Origin of the sequence: Pseudomonas gingeri (assembly GCF_013386165.1) — a bacterium.
Classification (GTDB): domain Bacteria; phylum Pseudomonadota; class Gammaproteobacteria; order Pseudomonadales; family Pseudomonadaceae; genus Aquipseudomonas; species Aquipseudomonas gingeri_C.
Genome location: NZ_JACAOS010000012.1, coordinates 156,049 through 178,219, shown reverse-complemented (window position 1 = coordinate 178,219; position 22,171 = coordinate 156,049). Strand labels below are relative to the sequence as shown.

The following is a 22,171-nucleotide window of genomic DNA, read 5'->3' as shown; positions in this document are numbered from 1 at the left end:
TTAGCCTCTAGCAGAAGCGGCGTTATAGCTATTGGCAATACAGCTTCTCACTCATGCCCACATCCTGAAACGAATGCCGTCAGGACGGAGTTTTCGCTCCTGCCCAGAGGTCATGCTAATTTTTCGACCGTGATTGTAGGTCCGCGAATAATAGCCCTGACGTATGCCTGGCAAGCCCACAGCGCAATCAGACCTTGATCCAGCTACTGGCACGCAGATACAGCCGCGACCAACTCCCGCTCATACCCCATTCGCTGCCGACGCTCCGCCAGCAACGCCCTCACCTTCAGTTCTAGGCTGTCGGACTTCTTCAGGCTTGCCACCGCGAACTCCGGCACAGCCACCACCGGGGCCCGGCACGGAACCGGGACCGGCACCTCCACCCGCACAGTGCGAATCTCGGGCCCACGGCCGGCGCACCCCGCCAGCAGCACCACAACCCCCATCAGCAGCAGCCTCATAGCCCCAACTCCTGATCGATGATTGTCCCAGCAGCCTGGCACTGGTCACCGCCGGTGCGCTCCTGCATCAGTCGGTTCGCCGCGGCGTAATCTGGAGCGGCCTGGTCCCTGGCCTTGGCCACCGCCTGGGCGGCTGCCTGTTCCCGGTCGGCCGCCGCCTTGCTCAGCCTGGCCAATGCCTCGTTCTGCTCGCCGGTCAGCTCCAGCAGGTTGTCCCTGGCGCTGGCGGCGGCATTCAAGTCCGCGTTCGCCTTGTCCAGCATCGGCCGATAATGCCCGGCGGCAACCCAGGCGCCGAACAGCGCAGCCATCACCAGCAGCAGGGCCAACAAATACGGGGCCACGCGCCCCAGCAGGGTCATGCCGCCCCCAGGAAGATCGCCTGTTCAGCCTCCCGGCGCCGGGTCAGCCCGGCCAGGATCTGGCCACCGGCCTTGTTCCAGCGCGGGAACTGGGCGGCGGCACCGGCATAGTCGCCAGCGTTGAGCAGCTTCAGCAGCGTCGACGAGCCGAGGTTCGCGGCGCCCAGGTTGTAGATAAAACTCATCAGGGCATCCCACTGGCCCTGGTTCAGCGGCACCTTGGCCAGTGCGTCGAGTTGCGGCTCGAAGCGGCCGATGTCGTTCTGGAGCATCCGCTGGGCCTGGTCAGTGGTGATGGTCATGCCGGCGGCAATCCCCCGGGTAGTGCCGTAGCCGATGGTCCAGACACCGACCGAATCCTGGTAGGCATTCAGACGCAGCCCCTCAAATGACTTGATCAGCTTTATTCCTTTCTGCGATGTGCGCATTCTTAAACTCCAGGCAATAAAAAACCCGCCGCGGCGGGTTGATAGGTGAGGTTGGTTATGCGTTCTGTTCAAGGGCGGCAAGGCGCGCCTCGAAGCCCGCGGCAATGAACGCCAGCAGCTCGTCCATTCGGAAGCCGTAACGGTCGCCGGCCGGCAGCTGCTCAACCCAGGCTTCTTTCAGCACCGCCTCCTGGTAGGTCACGGCGCCGTCTTCATCCGCCACGGGCACGGTGTGGACCTGGGCCTCATGGTTTACCGTAGATGACGCCCAGGTGTCGTGGCAGACGAAACCGTATTCCATGGGGTCTAGGTCGTGGCTGTTCAGGATCTCGATAGCCCGCTGCACTGTCATGCCGATGTGCGAGCGCGCTTCCTCGCCTTTTTCCCGGACGCAATTGAGGAACTTGTAGGCCCCGATCTCTTTCGCGAGGTCCTTAGCGGCCGCAATCTCCGCACCGGTCAAGGCCCGCACCGGTGTCTTCTCTCGGGCGTCCGAAGTGTTGATAGCGCCAGTGCCTGCGTAAATAACCCTGGCGCGTAGACTCGCTGAGCCGATGTCGTAGACGTTGTCGGAGCCAGGCTGCATATGACCAGCAGCCTTGAATTGCCACACAGTGCGCGGCCCGGTGGCGTCCAACGTTGTCCTGAACTCTACCCGGCCTGGCACATAACTGTTGGCTACCGGTGGTCCGTCCACCAGGGCAAACACCCCGCCGATGGAACCAAACACGTCCCCGCGATAGACATAGAACTGGAACGTTCCCGCAAAATCACCGTCGGCGCCGATGGTAGGCGCGGCAGCTGTACCTCGTGCTTTAAGCAATTGAAGGCGGGGCATCGCCGAAGAAATGTCGCTGTATGCGATAAGCTCGGAGATGACATCTGCGTTTTTTGCCATAGACATCACTGCGCTGGCATTGTTCGGGGTGTGCGTAACGCCCCCGTTTATCAGAGTGGCCGTAGGCGAGTTGAGCACCATCGATGTGAACTGCGCAGATGAAGATGATGTTACCGGGCCGGTCAATGCGCCACCCGATCGTGACAACTTCTGATCAAGTGCTGACTGCTGCACAGTGGATATTGGCTTGTCTGCGTCCGCAGTGTTATTGACGTTGTCGAGCCCGACATCGACCTTGCTCAGAACAACATCGCCGGTTCGTCCGGCTACCGACGACACTGTGGCCTTGCTTGCCACCCACTCTGACCCAATTCGAGTGTAGATAAGGCTATCAGCCAAGCACAGCGCAATGTGCGCGACGAAAAACGACCAGTAGCCGTCCAGGTAGCGGGCGACCATACCGGTCTTGCCAGCCCAGGCACCGGCAGGGTTCGGGCCGACGGCATGCCGATCGCCCTCGGCTGGTGCCGCCGGCGGTGAATTTCCGCCAGCGGTCAGCACCGCAAGCTGCAGCGTGGCGTCGATGGTGTTGATGGCCTCGTTCAGGCCAGAAGCCGGGTCTATCGTGTTCTCCGGCACGAAGGGGATGCCGTTGTTTGCGCTGCTGCTCATACGTTCACCGTGACAGCCGGGCCTTCGCCCGTGATTGAGTTGATCTGCCGGACGCTCAGAGCGCCGGCCGAATAAGGAATTGTCATGGACCGGTTGGGGGTGTCGTAGCTTGTACCCGCCAGAGTGATTCGATATCCAGTGAAGTAGCGGCCCATTCCGACGCTGGCACCGCCGCCGGTCCGGCCAACGCCCTGCCAGGTGACGCGCAGGTCGCTACCGACGCGATGGGCGTGCATGTATGCCGGCTGACGTTCTTGCTGCGATCGGCCAATAAACGTGATGCTGGTGGTTGGCCCATCGGACAGGCCGTAGGATGTGACACGGAACATCAGCGGGCGACCGAGCTCGAATAGCTCTGCGTCGATGAATGTGACATCGATCCTGTCCAGCAGAACAAAGCGCTCGCCGGCGGCATGGCTCGTTATCGCTGACCCTTTCCGCCCCCGCAGCAGGCCACCAAGTTCCCAGGTCTTTTCGCCGACCTGCTCGACGCTTGAGAAATTGATCAGCTCATCGCCGATGATCGCCAGGTTTACCCGGTTCTGCATTTCAGTTTGCGTTGCCGCGATCAGCTCCATATCGGTCCGCAGCAACTCAACGGTGATGACATTGCGGTCATCACGGTAAGCCCGGGTGTGCACAGGAAGGCTGGACAAGGTCTTACCCATGATCGCATTGGCCTGGGTGCCCGATGAGTCGATCCAGTTGGCCCCGCCGTCCTTGCTCAACTCCACCACCGCGCCCGTCCAGTTGTTTGTAAAGCTGGAGACCGCGATGTAGTAACCCAGGGCGTCGTCAGCAGACCGCAAGATGTGCGAGTCGATGAACTCCATCACCGAATCACTGATGACCAGGCTAGGCGGCTCTGGCGGCACTGCCGCCGGAACGCCCTCGATGTTCGAGATGTATGCGGAAGCCCGGTCGAAGGTGGCCTTGTAGTTCTGCTGGCCGTCGTCGATCTCAATGTCTGTGATCCGCAGACGGTCCTCGCCGAGCATCACGATGTCGCTGACAACCAACTCAAGCCAGCTGTCAGGCAGCGAGAACTCAACTTCCCCGCGCTGCTCCTCGATGCTGATCTTGTGGCCGATCACCACAGCCCGCGCTGCGTCGTCGGCGCGCATGATCACTACCGTCTCGGTCGTGCTCTCGGCCTTGCTCCGGTTGTCAAAGCTCCGGTCTGAGGTCTGCTTGTCCGTGGTCAGGCCGCCCTCAGTGTCGTAGTACTCGAGGTTTACGACCCTGGGTACCGTGATGCTGTCCCCGCGGCTGGTGCGCTCCGCCTCCTCGCCGTCGTCCACCAGGTCGGCCTGGGTGAGCATTGCCACCGGCTTTCCGCCACGCGGTATGAAGTGCAGGCGGCCGCCATAGTTTGCGGGGTCGAACGGGATAACGCCGGCCAGCGCCTCGATCGCGCTGGCCGCCGAGTGAGCGTTCGTGGTCGAGAAACCGTCGATATACCCATCCAGCAGGCCAACGTCGATACGGTCAAACGGTACCCCGGCGCGCTCGCAGATCTCCGCAATGATTGATGGCAATGTCCAACCGCACAGCAGGGGCTCGTAGGCCTGGCTCATTTTGGAACCTCGAACATGAACTGCAGGCGAAGCTGCCTGTTGAGCCCGATCTTGATCAAGCCGGTTGTGATTCCGGTGGCCAGCACGCGCTCAACAAGGAACCGCTCCCGCTGCTGCCTGAAGCAAAGCTTCTGGTCTCGCACGTAGGCCAGAATGATGTCGTTGGTTTGGTTGCCGTTTGTGGCGATAACGCGCTTGTCATCCAGCGTGATCCGCGGCGTGGTGGCCGCCGCCCCGATCTCGGTGATAACCATCGAAGATGCGCCGGAGTCGTACCACCAAATCTTCGCAACGCCGGCCTGGATGTAGGCCAACGCCGGGCGCATGTTCTGGTCAAATGTCAGGCTGATCTCCGTCATACCTGGCGCCTCGAACATCACGAACTCGTCGGTGTTCGGGGCATCGACCCAGACCTGGTCGTTGATCAGCCTGGCGCGCCAGCGCTGATACAGCAGGCCCTGGGAAGGGTCCTGAATGGCAATCCCGCCGTCCTCGTAGTCGAGCAGCTTCGTGATGCTGAGCGCTCGCGCACCGGCAAAGCGTGAAGGCACCGCTTTCGATGATAGCGAGTTGCCCGGCATCATATTGTTTTCCGCGCCCAAGTAGTCCTGACCGTCAGCGACAGGACTTTAGAGCCGTCTTTGGGGATGCTGGGTGAAAATCCAATCTGGTAACTTCCAATGCCGTGGCGGTAGGAAATTGCGGAAATACCACCAGCAACATTCCCTTGCACAAGATCAAAGGTCATTGTTCCCTCGCGAGAATAAGTGCCTGGTGAATAAGCAAGAGCTGTGGTGCTGGCACCATATGCAATCGCACCCGCCGGAGTCTGCACAATTGATCCGATAGGTCCGTTGTACGCACAGAAAGTTTCACTATAAACAAGCACTCCAGCTTCTGGTGCTATCCATCCTTGCCGAGCGTTTATGCTATTTACCTGGCTTGCACGCCCAACCCAAGAGTAACTAACGCCAGCGATAACCACGGTGCCCGACGTATCTACCAGCGGCGGATAGCAGCGAAACTGATAAGTTACGTCCAGGGTCTCATCAGCAAGAACAGTTATCGTTGTCGGAGACCCTGCGGTATCGACTATCAGCGCTCGACTGAACAGGCTACCAGTGGCCGCCCAACCTACCCCAACTTCGGAAAGATTCCCCGTTGCCACGCCAGCCGCAAACCGGAATGTCCTCGTTGTTGAGGCAAAGTAAGGCGCTGATGGCTGAGCCGATGGAACATCAGAAATGTAATTTACTCCAGAAATCCTTGATCCAAGAGCTGTATCAGTAAATACCGGCGTAGAAGTTCCACTGCCAACCTGACAAAACCCAAGCCAGTCAGCAGAAACTGCCATTCGATCAAGCCCAATGTTTGTTATCAAATTCTTGAAAGGCGGAACTGGCTGACGGCGCGTTCCTGGAACTTCCACACCGTTACTGTCGACACGGTACAGCTCAACCGAATAATGACCCTCAACACTTCCAACAAGCTCGATCATGCCAGGCTCCCATTTAAAAGTTCAGCACCGGTTACACCCACCGATTCGAGTGGGTAGCGCCGGTAATCAATAATTTTTACTTGCAAAGTTCCAGCGGAAAGCGAAGGGCCCGATGCACTGACAGCCTCGGGCGGCCCGGTATATGACTGAAGAATCGTCCTCATGCTTCCGGATGTCAGACTTGCACCCTCGACACCAATAGCCTCTGTCTCGGTGTAGCTATGCAGTAGCGTTCTCATTGCTGCCGATGTAACGGCGGGGCCTGTCATCTCGACCAAGTCGACGATAACAGCAGCAGGCGCTGGGCGAACGCTCGGGCCGGCTGCCGCAACTCGCTCAACATCTTCTGCGGCGTAGGGCTTCGAAGTCATGACGTAGCCCTCGGCCCGCTCGACTTCGAAAAGCCACTGCGGGACGGCGCCGCCCTGGTCGGTCAGGTCTTCGTTGATCGCCACCATGTAGGCCGTGCCGCGGTACGCGGGCACGTTGCCAGCGCCCCACACCGCCTCAAGGTCTGGTGAAGGCATCTGCGACCACGGCCCCAGGTACAAGCGGTAAGCGCCGAGGAAGACGCCATTGTTCTGGGCGCCCCAGTCAGTGCCGCGGCCGTCATAGACCAGCTTGTTGTTGCGCCAGATCCTGGCGAACGCCGTGATCGGCCCCTCGCAAACGCCTATCGCGTAGGTGCGGTAGACGTGCTGGGTTCTGGTCTCCTGCTGCTGACTCTTCTTGCCGCCACCTTTGCCGGCCGAAGGGCTGTCGCTGTAGGTGGTGATCCAGCGCAGCACCGGTGTCTGACAGTGAATCAGGTTTCCGCCGATCGGCCGCACCCGCCCCCAGATGATTGCCCGGGGCTCGGACTCTTTGGCCGTTTGCTGGCTGAGCTCGCCGATGGCCTGGGACTGTGCCTCGGGGCCCTTGATGCCGAACTTCTTGTCCAGCCACCCGGGTATGCCAAGGCCAAGGACATTCGTCGCCTTGAAGATCAGGCTGTCACGCCCAAAGAGCGTTGCCGATAAGCTCATGGGAACGGCCTGTAGATGCGTATGATCCGCCGCCGCCAGGCCTCATCGATTCCGTGCTCCGTGACGCTGACCTGGCTGTAACTGTGGATCAGCGTCACCCCGTGGTCGCCGGCGCCGATCAGGCCGACGTGCGACGGCTCAAACTGACCATCCCAGGCCATCAGCACAACATCCCCCGGCCGAAGATCCTCGACCGGTTCGCCGAAGTGCTCGAGCATTTCGCGCTCCAGGCCATCCATGTGCGGCGTACGGCTGTAGTCCACCCGGTCGCGCATCTCAAAACCGCCGGCAACCATGGCTTTTACCAGCAACCCAATGCAGTCAATGCCGAACTGGTTGCGGCCGCGGTGCCGCCATTTGCACCCGAGGTAGGTACGGGCCTCGGCCAGGGCCGCGTCAATCGACAATTGCTGATCCACTCAAACCTCCAAATACCTGGGCGCTGGGCGTCATCGTTTCTAGGCCGTCGCCAACCGGGATGTATGGCTCGCCCTTGTAGTTGATGTAGTTGCCATAAGCCGTGCAGAAGCTCGGCGACTTGTTGCAGTCGCGACGAATCTCAAACTGATGGCCGGCGGCGATGACAAATGGCACCGGCTCCAGCAGTGCTATGGTCCCGCTGGCGGCGCTGTAGGCCTCAACCTGGTAGAGGCGCGTGGATTTGTTTGGGCCGCTTGTCCAGCGCAAGCGCCCGGGCACCGGCGGCGGATCCATGGCCAGGGTGGAGTCGGCGAACACGACTCGCGGCTCATCGCTAACTCCGGTGACCTTTCCGGTCTTCCACATCCCATCGGCACTCACCCCACACCCTGTCTGGCTGCCGGCCGGAGTGCCGAAGGTTGCCCGACACCGGCGCGACCAGACCTGCCCGATCGCTTGCTTGAGCCGCATTGCGTAGCTGAGAAGCTCGGGGATATAGATCGACTCGCCCACGACCGACACCTCGCCGATATCGCCGGCATCGATGATCAATCGCCCCATACCCAGATCGGCCCAGTTGACCAGGCTCAGTTCCCACTCGGCGTCATCAAGTTCGCCGGCCAGGGCCATCTCCAGTGTGATGCCAGGAACATCAACAGATAGCAGCGCTGTCGCCTCGGCGTTATCAACGGATAGACCTGTGTCGGTAGCGATAACCGAGGGGTCGAACCCGTTCATTGCCACATAGGTTAAGCCCTCGTAGTCGACATTCCGGTCAAGCGTGGTCAGTCCGAATACCTGACCATTCTGAAGTCTCAGCTTCAGCAGCCGGCAGGTGGTGGTGACCGATTGCTGCAGGTGGGCCTTGAGCGCAGCGGGAATAAGCCTCATAGGCGAATCTCCACAAGGTCAACGTCAGCCGATAGCACATAGTCGCCGTTGATCAGCGCCACCGGGTCAACGTCCAGGCGATCAGCCTCAAACCTCACCGGCACGTCGAACTCTCCAGACCAGGTGATCGGCGACCCTGGCGGGGCCGTCACGGTGATGATGCCAGTCGTGTAATCAACGACTGCGGCAATGGCCTGGCCAGCCTCGTACACCTTCACAGTCCCGACCACCGGTTTCGCGATCGGGCGCTGAAGGCTGACAGGGCCGAATGGGTAGTTCTTGCGCAGCGTGTAAGTGTGCGAGACGCCAGTGCCCACGCCGATCAGTTCCTGCTCAGCCCTGAAGTCGGTCCAGTCTTTGAAGCGAAAGGCGATCGCGCTTCCCAGGCATGCCATGTGGGCGCCGCGCACGGCCATATGATCACCTGGTTTGAGCGCGCCGAACGAAACGCTGTAGCGACCCAGGGGCCGCGTCCAGTTGGCGTTACGGCGCTCATGCCCAGACTTCAGCGTTGTGATGCGGGTGTTGAACTCCTGCCCGAACTGCGAGCCATACGACACGCAGTCAAGGAGACGGGTTTCATTGAACATCAGCTGAGCCTCGATGCCTGGCGCTGCTTGCGAGAAGATGCCGCTGCGATCTGAGTCGCGGTGCGGTTATCCGGCCTGCCCTGCACGGTGATTGTTTGATTGACGACCCCTGCGCCAGCACCAGGCCGGCGCATCCCGTTTTGCTCCATCTGGATGCTCGCCAGCGTCTGGTCCAACTTCGCGCTGGTTTGCGCCGTTGTGACTCGCTCCCCCTTCTGCAGCAGCCAGGTCCCATCGGCCGGAACGGAATCGATACCGTCGTGAGCCATGCCGGTGAGCGCAAGTGTTGCAGCAAGCGTGTTTGTGGAGGCCATCCCAACCATCGCCGGGCCCGAGTTAGCACCGAAGGACGCCAAGGAGGCCATGGCGGCGGCTGGGGCATACGCAGCGGCAATAGCTGGACCGGCTATCTGAGCGGCAGCAATAGCTGCTGTCTCACTCGTCTTCCCGAAAACCATCTGAATAGCCTGGTAGATCAGCCACTGCGCAGCCATCTGGGCCAGCCCATTAACGAGAGAGGTGACCATTGAGCTGACAACGTTCCTGAATGAGTCGCCGAGGCTTTGGTTCTCAAGAATCATTGCTGAAATGTTGGCACTGAAACTTCCGCTCAGCGTGTCAAGTTGGCTAGTTACAAAATCATTCGCTTGCTGTGAGTAGTTTCTTGCAGAGTCAACATAATTTGCCCATGCATCATTAACCCCATCCATCCAGTTAGACTGGGCCTCATCAACATCTTCATAGTACTTATGCTGTATTTCAATACGCTCATCGAGGGACTTTTTAAGCAACTCACTTTCGCGCTTATAAACATCCTCATTTATTTGCTGAGCACTGTACTGATAGTACAACTCCTGCACATCAGAAAGATATTTCTGGTGAATTGCAAGGTCAGCCTCTAGCCTTTCTTTTGTTTTGTCTCCAGATCCGGCCCCGGAAAGTTTAAGACTAAAACTATCCTTTGCAGACTTATTGGCCTCTGCCTGAACCGCCGCAAATGCTGCAACTTTAGCCGAGTCTTCACTAGCTTGTTTTACAAGCTTAAGCGCATCAAGCTCTTCCGCAAGACCCTTAAGCCTTTTCTGCTGTTCTTCATTAATACCTACAAGCCTTCCAGACTCTATCTCAAAAGCAACCTTGGAAACTTCGGTTGCTTTTTTCCTCTTGTCGACACTTGTATTTATCAGCTCTATCTCGCGCTGATATCCAGTCTCGGCAGTTTCAAATGCCTGACGCAACTGGTTCGCCGCACTCTTCGCAGCAGCCTCTGCGGCTTTTTGTGCGCTCTTCGCATTGGCGGCACGCTTGAGCTCGGCTTTCTCAGCGGCGTCGGCGGCATCCTTTGTCTTTTGTTTTGCTACAAGTAGCGATCCCTCGCCATCCTTGAGGCCTTTTACCAAGCCGGCATTTATCCTTGCCTCAAGCTTTTCTGCATCGGTCTTCTTCCCGATTAGAAGAATTTGCTCATCCAGATCAGCAGCCATTTTCTTAAAGACCGCTGATCGCTCGATCCCAACTGGGGCGCCAAGAATTCCGTTCAGGGCCGCGATTTGCTTGCCGTAGTCGGCGACCTTCTGCCGAGCAGTGTCGAGCTCACCCTGAGCAGTGATCAGCGATTCGTTCCATTCACGCTGCCTGGAGTCATTTGGATAGTCCTTCAGCAGGCGCTGATACTGATCAACAGCAGTTGCCGCATCCACAGCAGCAAGCTGCGCATCCAGGAGATCCTTGTTGATTTCCTGCAGGCCCGATGCAGCCTGATTTTTTGTAAACCCATCAAACGACTTGTTCAGCCAGTCAACTTTTTCTGCAAGTTTCCCGGCGCCCTGGTCCGCCTCATCGGTGCGCAATGCAAAGTATGCAACCGCACTTGCCGCCAGGATTGCCAGGCCGACCGGCCCCCCAAGCAAAGCCATCGCGCCGGCGGCGGCGCGCGCCGCCACAGTCAGTCCAGTCAGCCCAATCGCAGCAGTGCTTGAAACGCCAGCCATTCGTGCGAGCGCCAGCTGGTACTTCACAGCCTCAATCTGCGCAGCAACGAATGATATGGCGACAGCCGCAGCCGACGCAGCCAGGCGCGTCACCATCACCACGGAGACAGCGATGGCGGCCTTTGCGGTTAGCTCCAGCGCCGTCTTCGCCGCAGGAGATGAAAGCGCCTTATTCAGTCCTTCTACGGCCTGGCGAGCAAGATCAAGGCTACCTTCACCAGTGAGTAGTCCGGAGATGGTGTTATTCAGCGCTTCAAGCGACCCACCAAAAGTGTCGCGGGCGGCGGCGGCCGCGCCACCATATGACTCCTCAAGGGACTTGAGGATAATGCCCTGGGCGCCGGCAACATTGCCGGTCGACTCCATGGCCTCAGCCAAGGCCTTCTGATCATCAGTGAATCGAAAACCCTGCTTGCTCAGCGCAGTCAGGCCTTTCGATGGCACATCAAGTGCCCGACCGATCGTCTCTGCCGCCTCGACAACACCCGTGCCAGTTCGAGTGGCCATGTCAGTGGCAGCCTGAAGAGCCCGGGTAAATTCATTTCCAACAATGCCGGTAAAGGCAAGTAGTGTTGTTTGAGCTTTGTTTATTTCACCGCCAGAGAAAGTGCTTGTTTTCTCCATGGCGTCAGCCATTTCATTTAACTTGTCGCGGCTAAATCCGGCAGACTCTCCCGTTGATTTAAGAACCGCCGAAAGTTGAGCCTGTTCCTTTTCTGCGTCTCGCGTCTCAGTAATAAATCGAGTAAACACTCCAGCCACAGACAGTCCGGCGAATGCGCCGGCCGCAATTCCTCCAAGTTCTTTCCAGGCAGCAGATGCCAAGTCCGCAGAATCCTTGATTACTTTTGCATTTTTCTTCGCATTGCGAGAGGCCTGATCCATCGGCGCAGTAAATCCACCGATCTTGGCAATCAGATCAAGCGTTAGAGTGCCAAGTGAACCCGACATACTTTTCTCCAGACATAAAAAAACCCGCACTAGGCGGGTCTATTGTCGAACATCTATCGACACAGTAAATTCCAAGAGGTAGAAAAATCACCACCCCCATCATCAAAAACAACAGATGATTTCTCGTAATGAAACAAAAACTTTTTTACGCCAGCGTACCCACCAAAGCCATTTTTAGAATTTACCGTTCCGCAAACAACATTCTGAGCACTGCCAGTAGAATATCTAGTCAAATGACCAAACACCGCACTTTCTGGATCTTTTAACTTCGACCTTACCGCAGAAAAAGCGCTTGCTATTATTTTCGGCTCACCAACAGAAGCATCTTTATCATTGGACTTTCCAAAATCAAAAATCCAAAAAAATAAAGCCGTGGCAGCAAAAAAAACTGCAAAAAACTTTATCGAAGATTTTGCCAAACCAGACAAGCCCGAGTTAGTTTTCAAGCAACTCGGGCAAACAGCATCACCAACAGGATATATCGCCGAACAGCTTCTGCACTTCAATGTCATCATGACGCCCTACTCCAAAAGAACCAAGGCAATCTAGCACTGTCGGTGCAAAGCTCCAAAACGCGCATCAGACCCAAGTAGCAATTGCCCCCTCAAGAGTCTCCACCGGCACATCCGTGTGTGGTGAAAAGTCCTCAATCCTGAAATCAGGCTTGCCGGCCTTCATGTTGGCGTACAGCGCGGCAAGCCTGGCCGAGGCCACCTCAACCCTCATGCCCAGGTTCAGGGATCCGCGCTTGCCCCGGTACTTGCACCAGAGCATGAACTCGGGATAGCTGATGTTTTCCTGTGCCTCGGCAACGGTGCGGCCGCCGATGCCATTCATCACCAGCTCGCACCAAAGCTCATCTAGGTCGCCGAGGGCTTCGTCTTTCCCGCGTTCTGAACCTCGCCGATGGCGATCAGCAACAGGTTGGTCAGCGCGGCATCAATGGCGCCGCGCTCCGGATCGTTCTCACCTGTCAAATCGGCAACGGTGAAAACCGCCTTGCCGTCCGCATCGCAGATGCTGGACGCAATACGCGACGCCAGGAAGTCATCACCGCGGTGCGAGGCGATGTCGCCGACGGCGGTCTGGTATGACAGCGGGCGAATGAAGGTAGTGAACTTGTGCTCCACACCCTCGCTCTCCCACACGATTTCCTTCTGCACCGGCTTTGACGTGAACGCCTTGGAGCTCTTCAGATTTGCAATGCTGAGTTCCATTATGCAATCACCTTACGCAACCAGGCGCTGCCGCCAGAGCGCTGGATCGTGGCCGCAGTGGTAACCACAGTGTTCGCTGCGAAGTCGAATGGGAAGTCCGAAACGTAACCGTCGAACAGGAACCAGGTCCGGGTGCTCGGCAGAACGAAGTCATCGCCGGCGCCCAGGATCGCCGTAGCGGCCGCTCCGGTGCCGCCGCCACCACCGCTGAAGGCCACGGCCGGTGCCGATGTGTAGCCGCTGCCAGGGTTGGTGATGGTGATGCTCGTGACTTCGCCAGCGGTAACGCTTGCCGTAGCAGTCGCACCGGTACCGCCGCCGCCAGTCAGAGACACATTCGGGGCCGAGGCGTAACCAGTGCCACCGGCGGTGATATTGATGCTGGTGAGCGAGCCGGAAGGCGCGACTGTCGGGAAGACATCCTTGCCGTCGGACCAACCAACCACCCAGCGCAGGCTCTCGATGCTGTCATCCTCGGACAGCTGATGGAGGCGGACGTGAGAGGCGTTGCGCGGATCAGCGTTCAATGTCAGGGATGCCTGGCCCGGGGTGCGCAAGCCACGCATGTAGCTGCGGGTCGTATTGGACAGACAGGTGTCTTCGATCTGGTCGGCCGGGTTGCCACCAGGGCTGAAGGCGGTTGCACACTCGATCTCCAGGACCTCGAACACCTTCGGATCGACAACAGTTGGAGCAAGGACGAACACCTGGGTGCCCTGCGTGAGAATTGACATATTTAACTCCTGCGGGTTTTCAGACAATAAAAAACCCGCACAGGGCGGGTTTGTTTTCGGTGCTGGGTTATCGCGCAACCAGCCAGCTCACGTCGAAGCTGTACCGGTAGTTCTTCGTTGCAGGGTCTCGGCCATCGCCGCCCCACCGGGTGATGTATGCGTGAAGCTCGATCGCGTCACGGATGGCCTTCGCGACAGCACGGGCAGACGGCCCAGTGGCTGCGTAGACATCGACCTGAAGTCGGTAGCCATCCACGTCTGGCCGCCCGGCCAAGTAGTTCTCAGGGCTGCCACCAATGGTCTGCCAGACCGCGTATGGCTTCTGTCCGTCTTGGGGTGCATCGCCGAACGGGTAGAGCCGCATGGGCATGCCAAGCAGCGCGATAACGCCGGCGTCCTTTGCACATACAGCATTGATCGGTGCAAACATCAGCTGCTCCTGTCGCTCGCGGCGCGCCGGCGAATAGCACGGTCAAGCCCCTTCTCGAACTGGGTGACAAACTCGTTTGTGACTTCGCCGATATGATCCTCAAGCGCCGGGCGGGCGACCGGGTCGGCGGCGATGTGTTCGGTGCCGAACTCGAGAAGGCGCCAGTGCGGGGTCGGGTCGTTGACTTCCTTGCCGCCGCCCTTCTTCAGCACCGCGCCGTGCAGGACCCCGATCCGGAACCCAAGGCTCCCGGTGCTCCGGAACAATCGTCCGTTCCAGCGGAGCACGATGTTGTCAGCGATGGATCGGCCGGTCTCAGGGTCGTCCCAACGGCGCGCGCCCTCCCTGAAGTGACCGGCCACCACCTCAGCTGCTCGACGAAGCGCCGCGCGGCCGGTCTTGCGCTTCACCTCTTCGTTCACCGTGGCCAGCTTTGAAAGCAGGCTGTCGACGCCGATCATGCTGAACTGGATCTCATCAGCCATCGTTCACTCCGAGCGAGTAGGGAAGCGTCAGATAATCAAGGCCCGAATCTGGATCAGGGAGAACCCCCTGGATGTTGTAGATCTCGCCACGATAAACGCCGCGCATCGACGCGGTAATGCCGGGCCGCCGCCGGATGACCAGGCGACCAACAACTTCGGATTGCACGGCCTGGGCCGCGATGAACTCGCGACCACTGAGCGGTTTGATGGCCGACCATAATTTGACGATATCAACCCACGCTCCCGGTGTTGGCTCCTGGGTTTCAGGGTCAACGCCAGCTTTCAGAGCCTGGAACTGAATGCTGTGCCGCAGATCGCCAGCTCTCATACATTCACCCAGCGGTGAGGCTTCCAGAGCGCGTTGGTTGCCAGCGGTAGGTCCGTGGCAATTGTGCCGGTCACCACAGTTTCACGATTGCTGTACCAGTGACCAATAAGCAGGAAGGCCCCCTGCTTTATGCTCTTGGTCATCAGGAGCGCATTTCCGACAGGATCCGGCAGCACCTCATCCGGATCTATCAGTGTTCGATTGGTCCAGGTCTCGAAAGCGCTGAGGGCTGCATCCGTGTAGCCCTGAATCAACGCATCCTCGTCGTCATGGTCGACCCGCAAGTGAGCCTTGACGATGGGCAGATCAATCACCCTTTGGCACCAGCGCCTGAAGCGCCTCTTTGTTGGCGGACGGATCGAACTCGATCCCCTTGCCGGTGAGCCACGCCTTCAGATCAGGAACTTTCATCTTGAGCGGGTCGGTTTCTTTCTGCGCCTCGACCGCTACGTCGATTTCTTCCTGCGTGCTGCGCGACGCGTAGCCCTCAGGCGGGTAGTTCACTGCCAGGTAGCCGGCAGATACAAACTCGACAATCGTCGGACCATCCAGCTTCAGACCATTGGCGTCCAGTTGGCCGAGGTAGGACGCCACGCCAAGGTGCTCGACGGCAACCAGCGCGCAACGATCAGATACATCCTGCTCGCCGGCCGCAACCTCGACTACATGGTTGCCATCCGCAGAGAATGGGAACGGCTTTTTCACAATAATGATCGGCATAAATCCTCCAGCAGGCTGGGCGCCCGTAGGCGCCCGCCCATTTAGGCAGCGGCGCTCAGGGTGAGAATCTTCACAGCCTGGGAGTCGACCAGCATGCCGCCGACGCGCTTGGTGGTGTAGAAGCCAACGAACGGCTTGTTGGTGTACGGGTCGCGCAGGACGCGGGTACCGATGCGGTCCACCACGGTGTAGGCGCGCTTGAAGTCACCAAATGCGATGGCATTGGCATCAGCCGCAACATCTGGCATGTCTTCGCTTTCGGTGATGCCGTAACCCAGCAGGACCGAGGGTGCGCCAGCTTCCAGGCCTGGGCGCCACAGGTAGTTGCCCTCACTGTCCTTCAGCTTGCGAACGTAGGCAACGGTCAGGTTGCCCATCATCCAGGTGCCGTTGGCGCGATAGCCCGCCTTGAGAGCGTGAATCAGGTTGATCAGGCTGTCGCCAGTGATCGCACCGGCGGTGCCGCTCACGAGCTTCTGCAGCACGCCGAAGGCGCGAGCTTCGTCGTCTTTCAGGTCCAGACCATAAGCCAGCAGACCTTTTGGCTTGTTCACACCATCGCCTTTCAGGAAAGCATTGCCTTCCTTCTCGGCGAAATCGCGAGCAACCTCGCCATTCAACCAGCCCTCAGCATCGAAGAAGATGTCGTCAAGGCTGGTCTGAGTGGCTTGTGGGTTGGCGTACAGCTCACCCATAAACGCAGAAATGTTGCCGAGCTTAGGAGTGTTGGTTGTCGGACGAGGATCGGTTTCACCTACCCAGCCCGCGCCGTTGCCGCCGAGGTTCACCAGGCGCTTGTAGTCTGGGCTACCCACGGTGATCTGATTGCAGACCTGACGCATAGGCGATGTATCGCGCAGCAGTTCGATGATGCTGCGGTCCAGTTCTTCAGGAACCGCGAAACCGCCATCAGCATCAACGCCGACCTGCAATGCCTTGGCCTGCAGTTCGCCCAGGCCGGTCTCGATACCCTTGCGCACGAACTGCATGAATGCGGTCTTGTGCTCACTGGCGGCCTTTGTGCCGGTGCCATCCGGACGCTTGAGCGCCAGCAGCTCTTTTTCCAGGCCGCTTTTCAGCTCGTCCAGTTCGCTCAACTTCTCGTTGAGCGTGTCGACCTGGCCAGACAGCTTGCCTTTCTCGGCCTCCAAGCCATCAATACGCTTGTCGTTGGCTGCCTTGAACTCGTCGAACTTCTTACCGAGGGCTTCAGTGACTTCCTGTACATCTTTCAATTCAACAGCCATGAGAGGCTCCTTACATTCGATTCATAAGTGATTTAAGGGATTGCAGTGCTTCGTCGGCACCCGCCTCTCGCGGTGAAACTGCGCCGTAGCCTTTGGCCATGAAGGCCTTGGCCTGGGAGCCAGAAAACCCAACCTCTCGAAGGGCTCGCTCCACTTTGCTGGGCGGCGGTGTTTCGCCGCGGGCCAGCAGAGATTTCACGTCAGTGATCCGGGCTTCATCGTTGGCCGGAAAGGTGACCAGGGAGACTTCCCACAGGTCGATTGCCTTCAGAATCCAAACGCCCTTTTCCTTGTCGTATTCGTAATCGTCGAGGATGTAGCCGATGGACATGCCAGTCAGGCTGCCAGCCTTCATATGGCCATGGGCACGCTTGGCCAGTGGATCGGCATCAATAAGCAACTGGCCCTTGACGTACAGGCCGGTGTCGTCTTCGCGCATCTCGGTGTAGATGCCGATAGGCTCACTCATGTTGTGCTGCCAGAGCATGGCCGGAAGACGGCCCTTCTCTTTCCACTTGGCCAAGGTGGCCGCAAACGCGCCGCGCACCACCACGTCGCCATAGCTGTCCTCGACGCCGAACACCGAGCCATATCCTTCGAACTCGCCGCTGTCGCTGACCGACTTGATGGTCAGCGGCAGATCAAGGCGTTGTTTTGTCTGCATTGCCAGCAGCCTCTGGGTTGGTAGTCATGTTCATTGGGGTGAGGTAGATGTCGCCGCCCTCGCGGGGGTTTTCGTCTTCCAGTTCGCGGCAGTCGTTGGGGCTCAAAATCCCCCACTGGATGCCCTTGCCGTACGACTCGTAACGACCCTTCAGGTCGCCACGCATCAGGGCGCCGGCATTGAACTTGGCGTAGTGCGTGAGGCGGTCTTTCTCGTCGAGCAAGCCGACCTGAACGCGATGCTCAATGCGGGTCATGATCGGAACCAGCGAGTAGTTCACGAAGCTCATGCCCATATGCTCGATATTGTTGAGCGTCATTTGCTCCATGCTACCCACCAGGTGTGGGGGCACCCGGAACAGGCCGCAGATCTGCGAGCCGCTGAGCTTTTTCGACTCGATGAACTGCGTGTCCTGGGCATTCAGGCTGATGGGCTTCCAATTCAACCCCAGCTCCAGAATCATTGGCTTGTAGGCGTTCGCCACGCCCATATGCTCGCCATTGAATTGCGTCTTCAGTCGGTTAAATGCCTCGTCCGTCAAGGCGTTGTCGGTAGAAAGAACGCCGCTTGCCACTGCGCCGTTGGTGAACAGCTTTGCCGCATGAACATCCATAGCCTGGCCCAGGCCGAGAGCCTGGCGGGCATAAGCAATTGGATTGAGTCCGTTCAGGCCGTCCAGGGTGAATAGCCGGACATGCCATATCTCATCCTGGGTAAGCACTCGCGTGCCGGACCTGAAGCTGACGGTGTACTCAACGGTCCAGTCGTCCCTGAGCTTTGGGGTGACCATGTCGGGATTGATCGGCAAAAGCTCGACAACCTTTCCCAGCACCACGACCTTGTAGGCGAAAAAATTACCCCGCAAGCAAAGGCACGCCACCAACATTTCCCAGAACTCCTGGGCCGTCATGTAGCCATTCGGAGCCATGGATAGCAGCGGAAACAGACGATGCTCGGTCGCAGGAAGTCGAACCCTACCGGTCTGCTTATACAGTCGACACGGGAGCATCCCAATTGATTCGGCCAGCACACGCACGCAGTTGAAAACCACCAGTTGCTGCATTGCGCTTGTGGTCGTTACCCGCTGCCCGGCATCGCTTTCGTACCCGGCCCCAAGGGCCTGGGCCAGCTTCTCCGGCGTATCGATAACCTGCGGATCGCCCTTCATGCCGATGAGCCGTCCAATGTTCTTGAGTAGCCGCATTAGAGCGTCCTGATTCCGTGTTTGGTTATGTGGTCAGAGAGGGTGTCCTCTGGATTTGCATTGGCCAGCACTCGCCCAATCGTCATGATCAGGGCCACTGCGCCGTCGATCTTGTTGTCATCGCCCTGCTTGATCGGGCGCACCACGTCGTCGTTGCCGTGCATGAACTTGCCGATCACGTTGCCGATACACCAGGTCATGATTGGGTTGCCGTCATGGTGGAACCGGCCCGCCTCGATAGCGGCTTCCAGCTCCTTCATGGGGTCGGACATGTTGGTGTAGTTCTGGGTGATCGTGACCGGGTTGAAACCCTCGTCATCAAGGTCGTGACTGAGGCCTGTAGCGCCGTGTGGGTCAATCGGGCATTCCCGAACGGGCGCCAGGTGGTTCGCCTCCTTGGCTTCGGCCAGGATCTCCCGGTAGTCGATCTCTGCGCCGTCCGTCACATCCAAGTGCCCGGAGTTGATCCATGCCTGAAAGCGCTCAGCCATTCGGCGGTTGTCGCTGTTGTGAGCGGTGTCCTCTGGGACCCAGAAGCGCGGCGCGATGCAGTAGTAATGCGTCCGACCATCGATCACCCGCCAGAACAGCCGGCACATCGAGTTCATGTCGAGCTTGCGCGCCAGGTCGAAGCCAAGAATGCATTCCTGCCCCTCGAACTGCTCCAGGGTCAGCGTCTTATCTTCACAGTTGCGCCAGCTTGAAACGTTGAAAAAGCCTGCCTTCGCGCTCACCCAAAGGTTGAGATGCTTCGTCTTGAAGGTGTTGGTGAATCGAGCCGACCGGATCGCCCGGGCAAGCTGGCTCTCCAGGTACTCCTGGAACACCGACACACCCATGCACGGATTGGCCTTTGCCAGGTTCTTCGGGTCAGTCCAATCGTCCCCCTCATCGAGCGTCCAGATGTAGCCGAACAATTCGGGGTCAGGGACGGTGCCGTCCAGCATCTCCAGCACCTGGCGCCGCTTGTCGTAGCACGGACCCTCGATGTTCGCGCCGGCAGTGGTGATGATGAACATCAGCGGTTGCCGACGGGCGCCCATGCCGGTCAGCATGGTGTCGTACTGAGCCGCCGTATCGTGCTCGTGGAACTCGTCGATGATCGCGCAGGACGGTGATGCTCCGTCGCCCGGATTGCCGATCAGCGGCTCGAAGCGGCTACTGTCGGACGGGATGTTCATGTTCGAGGCGTTGACCTCGATTCCGGCCGCCTCGATCAGCATTGGAGATCGCTGAACCATCAATCGCGCGGGGCGGAAAACTTCCCAGGCCTGCTTCTCGGTTGTGGCGCCCGAGTAGACCTCGGCGCCAAACTCGTTATCGGCGACGAACATACCGATACCGACGCCAGCGGCGATGACGCTTTTCCCGTTCTTCCTGGGGACCTCCCAGTAACTTTCACGGAAGCGGCGGTAGCCACCCTTCTTTTTGACCCAGCCAAATGTGCAGGCCAAGCCAAACAACTGCCAGGGCTCCAGGGTGATCAGCTGTCGCTTGAACGCCCACTCGCCTTTGGTGTGGGGCAGAAGCTGCATCAAGCGCAGCTTCTTCTCGGCCTTCTTGGGGTCGAACTTGTACGGGAACGACTTCAGACGGCTGGCGGCGACATCATCGAAGTGGCGCTGGATGGCCTGATGGATGTAACGGCATGCGGGGAACTTTCCCTTCAGGACAGTCCTTGCCCAAGCCATCGCCTTGTCGACGCTGGCATTGGGCGATCTGGCCATCAGCTATTCAGTACCTTGGCGAATTCGTTGGTTGATTTCTGCTTATTGCCGCCCATGATCCGGGTGCGGCTGGACGGGTCCAGGCCGAGCAGTGAGCCAAAGGTGACGATTTGGCGCATGGATTCGTTCGCTGCGGTAAGCGCCGGGTTCTTCATCGGGCTGCCCTGGGACGACTCGACGACAATTCCGAACTGCTGCACAGCCTCTTCGGCCATCCGCCACTTGTCATAGGCGGTACAAAAGGCCTCGACGTTGTGCAGATCCGTCAGCGCAACAACGTGCTCACGCAGCAACTCAGGGATCAACATCCTCCACATCGTTGCTGCGCGCTCGGTCAGCCACTCCGGCGGATCGATATTTGTGACTGTTGAAAACTGTGGCTCGGCCGTGTTCAAGGCCCGCTTGCCGGGGTTCCCAGCAAGTTTCTTTTGGGCCGTCGGCTTAGGTTTGCGACCACGGCCGGCGACCGTGGCGGTGCCTCCCATCGCGCAACTCCTGATTTTTTAATTTCGCGGGTGTGAAAAAACGATTGAGGGCGCGGTCTAGAAACTTTTTCGCCCGAAGTTTTGACCCTCCCCCTCCCCGCAAACGATAATTAATATCATTTCGACATTTTCGGTCGATTTTCCGTGGTTTTCATGAGAATTCGTCTCATTCATTGATCATCAGGCCTTGGGCGCCACCGCATTGCCCCATCCACCATCCTCGGCGGCCGTCTTCCGGCTGTGGCAGGGCCGGCACAGGCCTTGCCAGTTCGACCGATCCCAGAACACGGCCTTGTCACCCTTGTGCGGGGTGATGTGATCGAGGTCAGTGGCTGCGGTGGCCATGCCCTGGCGCTCGCACTCAGCGCAGAGCGGGTGCTTGACCAGGTACGACTTGCGGGCCTGCTGCCACTTGTAGCTGTAGCCGCGCTGCGAACTGGTATCGCGCTGCCGCTCTCGCTGCTTGGCCTCGAATCCTTTGCCGACGTCCGCATGCTCGTCGCAGTAGCGTGGGTTGCGCGTCAGCTTGTTGCAGCCCTGGGCATTGCATGGCTTCTGCGGTCTTAGAGGCACGGGGAGCCATCCATGTAGTGCGTCGGGGCAACGTCAGGATCTGCGCCGCCCTGATCTTCGGCCAGTGCCTGGATCAGCAGGGCCTGCTGCTCGGACATCCGGCTGAGGATTGATGTCTGCTTCTTCTGCTCGCCGAGGATCTCGACCAGCAAGGAGACCGCTTGCTCGTTCATATGCAACTGCACTCCACTTCTTCAGCCATTCGCGCCGGGCGGCACATCCACTGCAGGCCATCACTCAGCCTTCCGGCCAGGCAGCTTGATGTCAGCAACCCGCTCAGCGACTCGATCAGCGATCGCGGCGATCTTCTTCACGCCCAAGAAGCCAACGAACACCCCAGCAGCGGTTGCCAGGTTCTGCGGTAGTCCGAAGTACTCGAGCAGCGGGATCAGGCCAAGCGTGATCAGCGTGCAGAGCGAAGCCTCAAGCAGCGCCTGGCGCGTGCTGCCACCACCGTAGATGATCCGTAGGACGCCAACCACGAACGACAGAGCGCCGGCGTAGATCGTTGGCGCGTGCTGGCTCAGCCACGCGAACACAAGGATCCATGTGTCTGGTTTGTCGGGCATGTTGGGCATCCGATGTCCTCCCGATCAGGGAGCAAGAACGAAAAAGCCCCGCACGATGGCGAGGCTTATGAATGAGTCAGAAAG

The 22,171-nt window shown here is 58.8% G+C and carries 29 protein-coding genes; all 29 read right to left on the bottom strand.

Going from position 1 to position 22,171, the window contains the following annotated elements:
- Positions 1 to 203 precede the first annotated feature (203 nt).
- Positions 204 to 461, bottom strand: a complete 258-nt coding sequence (locus tag HX866_RS11515; protein WP_177139660.1) for a hypothetical protein — start codon at positions 459 to 461, stop codon at positions 204 to 206.
- Positions 458 to 823 carry a hypothetical protein gene (locus HX866_RS11510; protein ID WP_177139658.1) on the bottom strand — a complete coding sequence of 122 codons (366 nt, stop codon included), beginning with the start codon at positions 821 to 823 and terminating at the stop codon, positions 458 to 460. The genes HX866_RS11515 and HX866_RS11510 overlap by 4 nt, the downstream gene beginning before the upstream one ends.
- Positions 820 to 1,251 carry a lysozyme gene (locus HX866_RS11505; RefSeq protein WP_177139656.1) on the bottom strand — a complete coding sequence of 144 codons (432 nt, stop codon included), beginning with the start codon at positions 1,249 to 1,251 and terminating at the stop codon, positions 820 to 822. The genes HX866_RS11510 and HX866_RS11505 overlap by 4 nt, the downstream gene beginning before the upstream one ends.
- Positions 1,252 to 1,306: 55 nt before the next feature.
- Positions 1,307 to 2,761, bottom strand: a complete 1,455-nt coding sequence (locus tag HX866_RS11500) for a DUF2793 domain-containing protein (protein WP_177139654.1) — start codon at positions 2,759 to 2,761, stop codon at positions 1,307 to 1,309.
- Entirely contained in the window at positions 2,758 to 4,338 is a 1,581-nt protein-coding gene (locus HX866_RS11495) for a phage tail protein (protein ID WP_177139652.1), read from the bottom strand. Before HX866_RS11495 ends, HX866_RS11500 begins: the two co-directional genes overlap by 4 nt.
- Positions 4,335 to 4,922 (bottom strand): hypothetical protein, encoded by a 588-nt coding sequence (locus tag HX866_RS11490; protein WP_177139650.1) that lies wholly within the window; start codon positions 4,920 to 4,922, stop codon positions 4,335 to 4,337. Before HX866_RS11490 ends, HX866_RS11495 begins: the two co-directional genes overlap by 4 nt.
- Complete coding sequence (locus tag HX866_RS11485; protein WP_177139648.1) at positions 4,919 to 5,836, bottom strand: hypothetical protein; 918 nt, start codon at positions 5,834 to 5,836, stop codon at positions 4,919 to 4,921. The genes HX866_RS11490 and HX866_RS11485 overlap by 4 nt, the downstream gene beginning before the upstream one ends.
- Positions 5,833 to 6,861 (bottom strand): hypothetical protein, encoded by a 1,029-nt coding sequence (locus HX866_RS11480; protein ID WP_177139647.1) that lies wholly within the window; start codon positions 6,859 to 6,861, stop codon positions 5,833 to 5,835. Before HX866_RS11480 ends, HX866_RS11485 begins: the two co-directional genes overlap by 4 nt.
- Positions 6,858 to 7,280 carry a C40 family peptidase gene (locus tag HX866_RS11475; RefSeq protein WP_177139644.1) on the bottom strand — a complete coding sequence of 141 codons (423 nt, stop codon included), beginning with the start codon at positions 7,278 to 7,280 and terminating at the stop codon, positions 6,858 to 6,860. The genes HX866_RS11480 and HX866_RS11475 overlap by 4 nt, the downstream gene beginning before the upstream one ends.
- Positions 7,258 to 8,172, bottom strand: a complete 915-nt coding sequence (locus tag HX866_RS11470) for a DUF2163 domain-containing protein (RefSeq protein ID WP_177139642.1) — start codon at positions 8,170 to 8,172, stop codon at positions 7,258 to 7,260. Before HX866_RS11470 ends, HX866_RS11475 begins: the two co-directional genes overlap by 23 nt.
- On the bottom strand, positions 8,169 to 8,762 hold the full coding sequence (locus HX866_RS11465; protein ID WP_177139640.1) for a DUF2460 domain-containing protein: 594 nt from the start codon (positions 8,760 to 8,762) through the stop codon (positions 8,169 to 8,171). Before HX866_RS11465 ends, HX866_RS11470 begins: the two co-directional genes overlap by 4 nt.
- Positions 8,762 to 11,704, bottom strand: a complete 2,943-nt coding sequence (locus tag HX866_RS11460; protein ID WP_177139638.1) for a phage tail tape measure protein — start codon at positions 11,702 to 11,704, stop codon at positions 8,762 to 8,764. The genes HX866_RS11465 and HX866_RS11460 overlap by 1 nt, the downstream gene beginning before the upstream one ends.
- Positions 11,705 to 11,757: 53 nt before the next feature.
- Positions 11,758 to 12,219, bottom strand: coding sequence for a hypothetical protein (locus HX866_RS11455; protein ID WP_177139636.1), 462 nt, complete (start codon positions 12,217 to 12,219; stop codon positions 11,758 to 11,760).
- A 64-nt stretch (positions 12,220 to 12,283) separates the two neighbouring features.
- On the bottom strand, positions 12,284 to 12,541 hold the full coding sequence (locus HX866_RS11450) for a phage tail assembly protein T (RefSeq protein WP_177139635.1): 258 nt from the start codon (positions 12,539 to 12,541) through the stop codon (positions 12,284 to 12,286).
- A 23-nt stretch (positions 12,542 to 12,564) separates the two neighbouring features.
- A complete protein-coding gene (locus tag HX866_RS11445; protein WP_177139633.1) occupies positions 12,565 to 12,921 on the bottom strand; it encodes a phage tail assembly chaperone family protein, TAC in 357 nt (118 codons plus the stop codon).
- Positions 12,921 to 13,655 carry a phage tail tube protein gene (locus tag HX866_RS35045; RefSeq protein WP_177139631.1) on the bottom strand — a complete coding sequence of 245 codons (735 nt, stop codon included), beginning with the start codon at positions 13,653 to 13,655 and terminating at the stop codon, positions 12,921 to 12,923. The genes HX866_RS11445 and HX866_RS35045 overlap by 1 nt, the downstream gene beginning before the upstream one ends.
- 67 nt (positions 13,656 to 13,722) lie before the next feature.
- Positions 13,723 to 14,085, bottom strand: coding sequence for a DUF3168 domain-containing protein (locus HX866_RS11435; protein WP_177139629.1), 363 nt, complete (start codon positions 14,083 to 14,085; stop codon positions 13,723 to 13,725).
- Positions 14,085 to 14,570, bottom strand: coding sequence for an HK97-gp10 family putative phage morphogenesis protein (locus tag HX866_RS11430; protein WP_177139627.1), 486 nt, complete (start codon positions 14,568 to 14,570; stop codon positions 14,085 to 14,087). The genes HX866_RS11435 and HX866_RS11430 overlap by 1 nt, the downstream gene beginning before the upstream one ends.
- Complete coding sequence (locus HX866_RS11425) at positions 14,563 to 14,898, bottom strand: phage head closure protein (RefSeq protein ID WP_177139625.1); 336 nt, start codon at positions 14,896 to 14,898, stop codon at positions 14,563 to 14,565. The genes HX866_RS11430 and HX866_RS11425 overlap by 8 nt, the downstream gene beginning before the upstream one ends.
- Positions 14,895 to 15,212: a head-tail connector protein gene (locus HX866_RS11420; protein ID WP_177139623.1), complete on the bottom strand. Its 318-nt coding sequence runs from the start codon at positions 15,210 to 15,212 to the stop codon at positions 14,895 to 14,897. Before HX866_RS11420 ends, HX866_RS11425 begins: the two co-directional genes overlap by 4 nt.
- On the bottom strand, positions 15,205 to 15,618 hold the full coding sequence (locus HX866_RS11415) for a HeH/LEM domain-containing protein (protein WP_177139621.1): 414 nt from the start codon (positions 15,616 to 15,618) through the stop codon (positions 15,205 to 15,207). The genes HX866_RS11420 and HX866_RS11415 overlap by 8 nt, the downstream gene beginning before the upstream one ends.
- A 41-nt stretch (positions 15,619 to 15,659) precedes the next feature.
- The gene (locus HX866_RS11410) at positions 15,660 to 16,865 is read right to left on the bottom strand and encodes a phage major capsid protein (protein ID WP_177139619.1); all 1,206 of its coding nucleotides are present in this window, start codon (positions 16,863 to 16,865) and stop codon (positions 15,660 to 15,662) included.
- Positions 16,866 to 16,875: 10 nt separating this feature from the next.
- Positions 16,876 to 17,529, bottom strand: a complete 654-nt coding sequence (locus HX866_RS11405; RefSeq protein ID WP_177139617.1) for an HK97 family phage prohead protease — start codon at positions 17,527 to 17,529, stop codon at positions 16,876 to 16,878.
- Positions 17,507 to 18,733, bottom strand: a complete 1,227-nt coding sequence (locus tag HX866_RS11400; protein ID WP_177139616.1) for a phage portal protein — start codon at positions 18,731 to 18,733, stop codon at positions 17,507 to 17,509. The genes HX866_RS11405 and HX866_RS11400 overlap by 23 nt, the downstream gene beginning before the upstream one ends.
- Positions 18,733 to 20,460 carry a terminase large subunit gene (locus HX866_RS11395; RefSeq protein ID WP_177139613.1) on the bottom strand — a complete coding sequence of 576 codons (1,728 nt, stop codon included), beginning with the start codon at positions 20,458 to 20,460 and terminating at the stop codon, positions 18,733 to 18,735. Before HX866_RS11395 ends, HX866_RS11400 begins: the two co-directional genes overlap by 1 nt.
- Positions 20,460 to 20,945, bottom strand: a complete 486-nt coding sequence (locus tag HX866_RS11390; protein WP_177139611.1) for a phage terminase small subunit P27 family — start codon at positions 20,943 to 20,945, stop codon at positions 20,460 to 20,462. Before HX866_RS11390 ends, HX866_RS11395 begins: the two co-directional genes overlap by 1 nt.
- A 180-nt stretch (positions 20,946 to 21,125) precedes the next feature.
- Entirely contained in the window at positions 21,126 to 21,518 is a 393-nt protein-coding gene (locus tag HX866_RS11385; RefSeq protein ID WP_177139609.1) for an HNH endonuclease, read from the bottom strand.
- Positions 21,509 to 21,691, bottom strand: coding sequence for a hypothetical protein (locus HX866_RS11380; protein ID WP_177139608.1), 183 nt, complete (start codon positions 21,689 to 21,691; stop codon positions 21,509 to 21,511). The genes HX866_RS11385 and HX866_RS11380 overlap by 10 nt, the downstream gene beginning before the upstream one ends.
- A 60-nt stretch (positions 21,692 to 21,751) precedes the next feature.
- Positions 21,752 to 22,096 (bottom strand): phage holin, lambda family, encoded by a 345-nt coding sequence (locus HX866_RS11375; RefSeq protein ID WP_177139606.1) that lies wholly within the window; start codon positions 22,094 to 22,096, stop codon positions 21,752 to 21,754.
- Between the last annotated feature and the right edge of the window lie 75 nt (positions 22,097 to 22,171).

Excerpts from the sequence above, each read along its gene's own strand:
- HX866_RS11460 (WP_177139638.1), bottom strand. The coding sequence starts at position 11,704 with ATGTCGGGTTCACTTGGCACTCTAACGCTTGATCTGATTGCCAAGATC.
- HX866_RS11430 (WP_177139627.1), bottom strand. The coding sequence starts at position 14,570 with ATGGCTGATGAGATCCAGTTCAGCATGATCGGCGTCGACAGCCTGCTT.
- HX866_RS11375 (WP_177139606.1), bottom strand. The coding sequence starts at position 22,096 with ATGCCCAACATGCCCGACAAACCAGACACATGGATCCTTGTGTTCGCG.
- HX866_RS11400 (WP_177139616.1), bottom strand. The coding sequence starts at position 18,733 with ATGCGGCTACTCAAGAACATTGGACGGCTCATCGGCATGAAGGGCGAT.
- HX866_RS11435 (WP_177139629.1), bottom strand. The coding sequence starts at position 14,085 with ATGTTTGCACCGATCAATGCTGTATGTGCAAAGGACGCCGGCGTTATC.
- HX866_RS11515 (WP_177139660.1), bottom strand. The coding sequence starts at position 461 with ATGAGGCTGCTGCTGATGGGGGTTGTGGTGCTGCTGGCGGGGTGCGCC.
- HX866_RS11450 (WP_177139635.1), bottom strand. The coding sequence starts at position 12,541 with ATGAATGGCATCGGCGGCCGCACCGTTGCCGAGGCACAGGAAAACATC.
- HX866_RS11465 (WP_177139640.1), bottom strand. The coding sequence starts at position 8,762 with ATGTTCAATGAAACCCGTCTCCTTGACTGCGTGTCGTATGGCTCGCAG.
- HX866_RS11410 (WP_177139619.1), bottom strand. The coding sequence starts at position 16,865 with ATGGCTGTTGAATTGAAAGATGTACAGGAAGTCACTGAAGCCCTCGGT.
- HX866_RS11445 (WP_177139633.1), bottom strand. The coding sequence starts at position 12,921 with ATGGAACTCAGCATTGCAAATCTGAAGAGCTCCAAGGCGTTCACGTCA.
- HX866_RS11455 (WP_177139636.1), bottom strand. The coding sequence starts at position 12,219 with ATGATGACATTGAAGTGCAGAAGCTGTTCGGCGATATATCCTGTTGGT.
- HX866_RS11415 (WP_177139621.1), bottom strand. The coding sequence starts at position 15,618 with ATGCCGATCATTATTGTGAAAAAGCCGTTCCCATTCTCTGCGGATGGC.
- HX866_RS11495 (WP_177139652.1), bottom strand. The coding sequence starts at position 4,338 with ATGAGCCAGGCCTACGAGCCCCTGCTGTGCGGTTGGACATTGCCATCA.
- HX866_RS11395 (WP_177139613.1), bottom strand. The coding sequence starts at position 20,460 with ATGGCCAGATCGCCCAATGCCAGCGTCGACAAGGCGATGGCTTGGGCA.
- HX866_RS11405 (WP_177139617.1), bottom strand. The coding sequence starts at position 17,529 with ATGCAGACAAAACAACGCCTTGATCTGCCGCTGACCATCAAGTCGGTC.
- HX866_RS11490 (WP_177139650.1), bottom strand. The coding sequence starts at position 4,922 with ATGATGCCGGGCAACTCGCTATCATCGAAAGCGGTGCCTTCACGCTTT.
- HX866_RS11380 (WP_177139608.1), bottom strand. The coding sequence starts at position 21,691 with ATGAACGAGCAAGCGGTCTCCTTGCTGGTCGAGATCCTCGGCGAGCAG.
- HX866_RS11425 (WP_177139625.1), bottom strand. The coding sequence starts at position 14,898 with ATGAGAGCTGGCGATCTGCGGCACAGCATTCAGTTCCAGGCTCTGAAA.
- HX866_RS11485 (WP_177139648.1), bottom strand. The coding sequence starts at position 5,836 with ATGATCGAGCTTGTTGGAAGTGTTGAGGGTCATTATTCGGTTGAGCTG.
- HX866_RS11390 (WP_177139611.1), bottom strand. The coding sequence starts at position 20,945 with ATGGGAGGCACCGCCACGGTCGCCGGCCGTGGTCGCAAACCTAAGCCG.
- HX866_RS35045 (WP_177139631.1), bottom strand. The coding sequence starts at position 13,655 with ATGTCAATTCTCACGCAGGGCACCCAGGTGTTCGTCCTTGCTCCAACT.
- HX866_RS11500 (WP_177139654.1), bottom strand. The coding sequence starts at position 2,761 with ATGAGCAGCAGCGCAAACAACGGCATCCCCTTCGTGCCGGAGAACACG.
- HX866_RS11480 (WP_177139647.1), bottom strand. The coding sequence starts at position 6,861 with ATGAGCTTATCGGCAACGCTCTTTGGGCGTGACAGCCTGATCTTCAAG.
- HX866_RS11470 (WP_177139642.1), bottom strand. The coding sequence starts at position 8,172 with ATGAGGCTTATTCCCGCTGCGCTCAAGGCCCACCTGCAGCAATCGGTC.
- HX866_RS11510 (WP_177139658.1), bottom strand. The coding sequence starts at position 823 with ATGACCCTGCTGGGGCGCGTGGCCCCGTATTTGTTGGCCCTGCTGCTG.
- HX866_RS11505 (WP_177139656.1), bottom strand. The coding sequence starts at position 1,251 with ATGCGCACATCGCAGAAAGGAATAAAGCTGATCAAGTCATTTGAGGGG.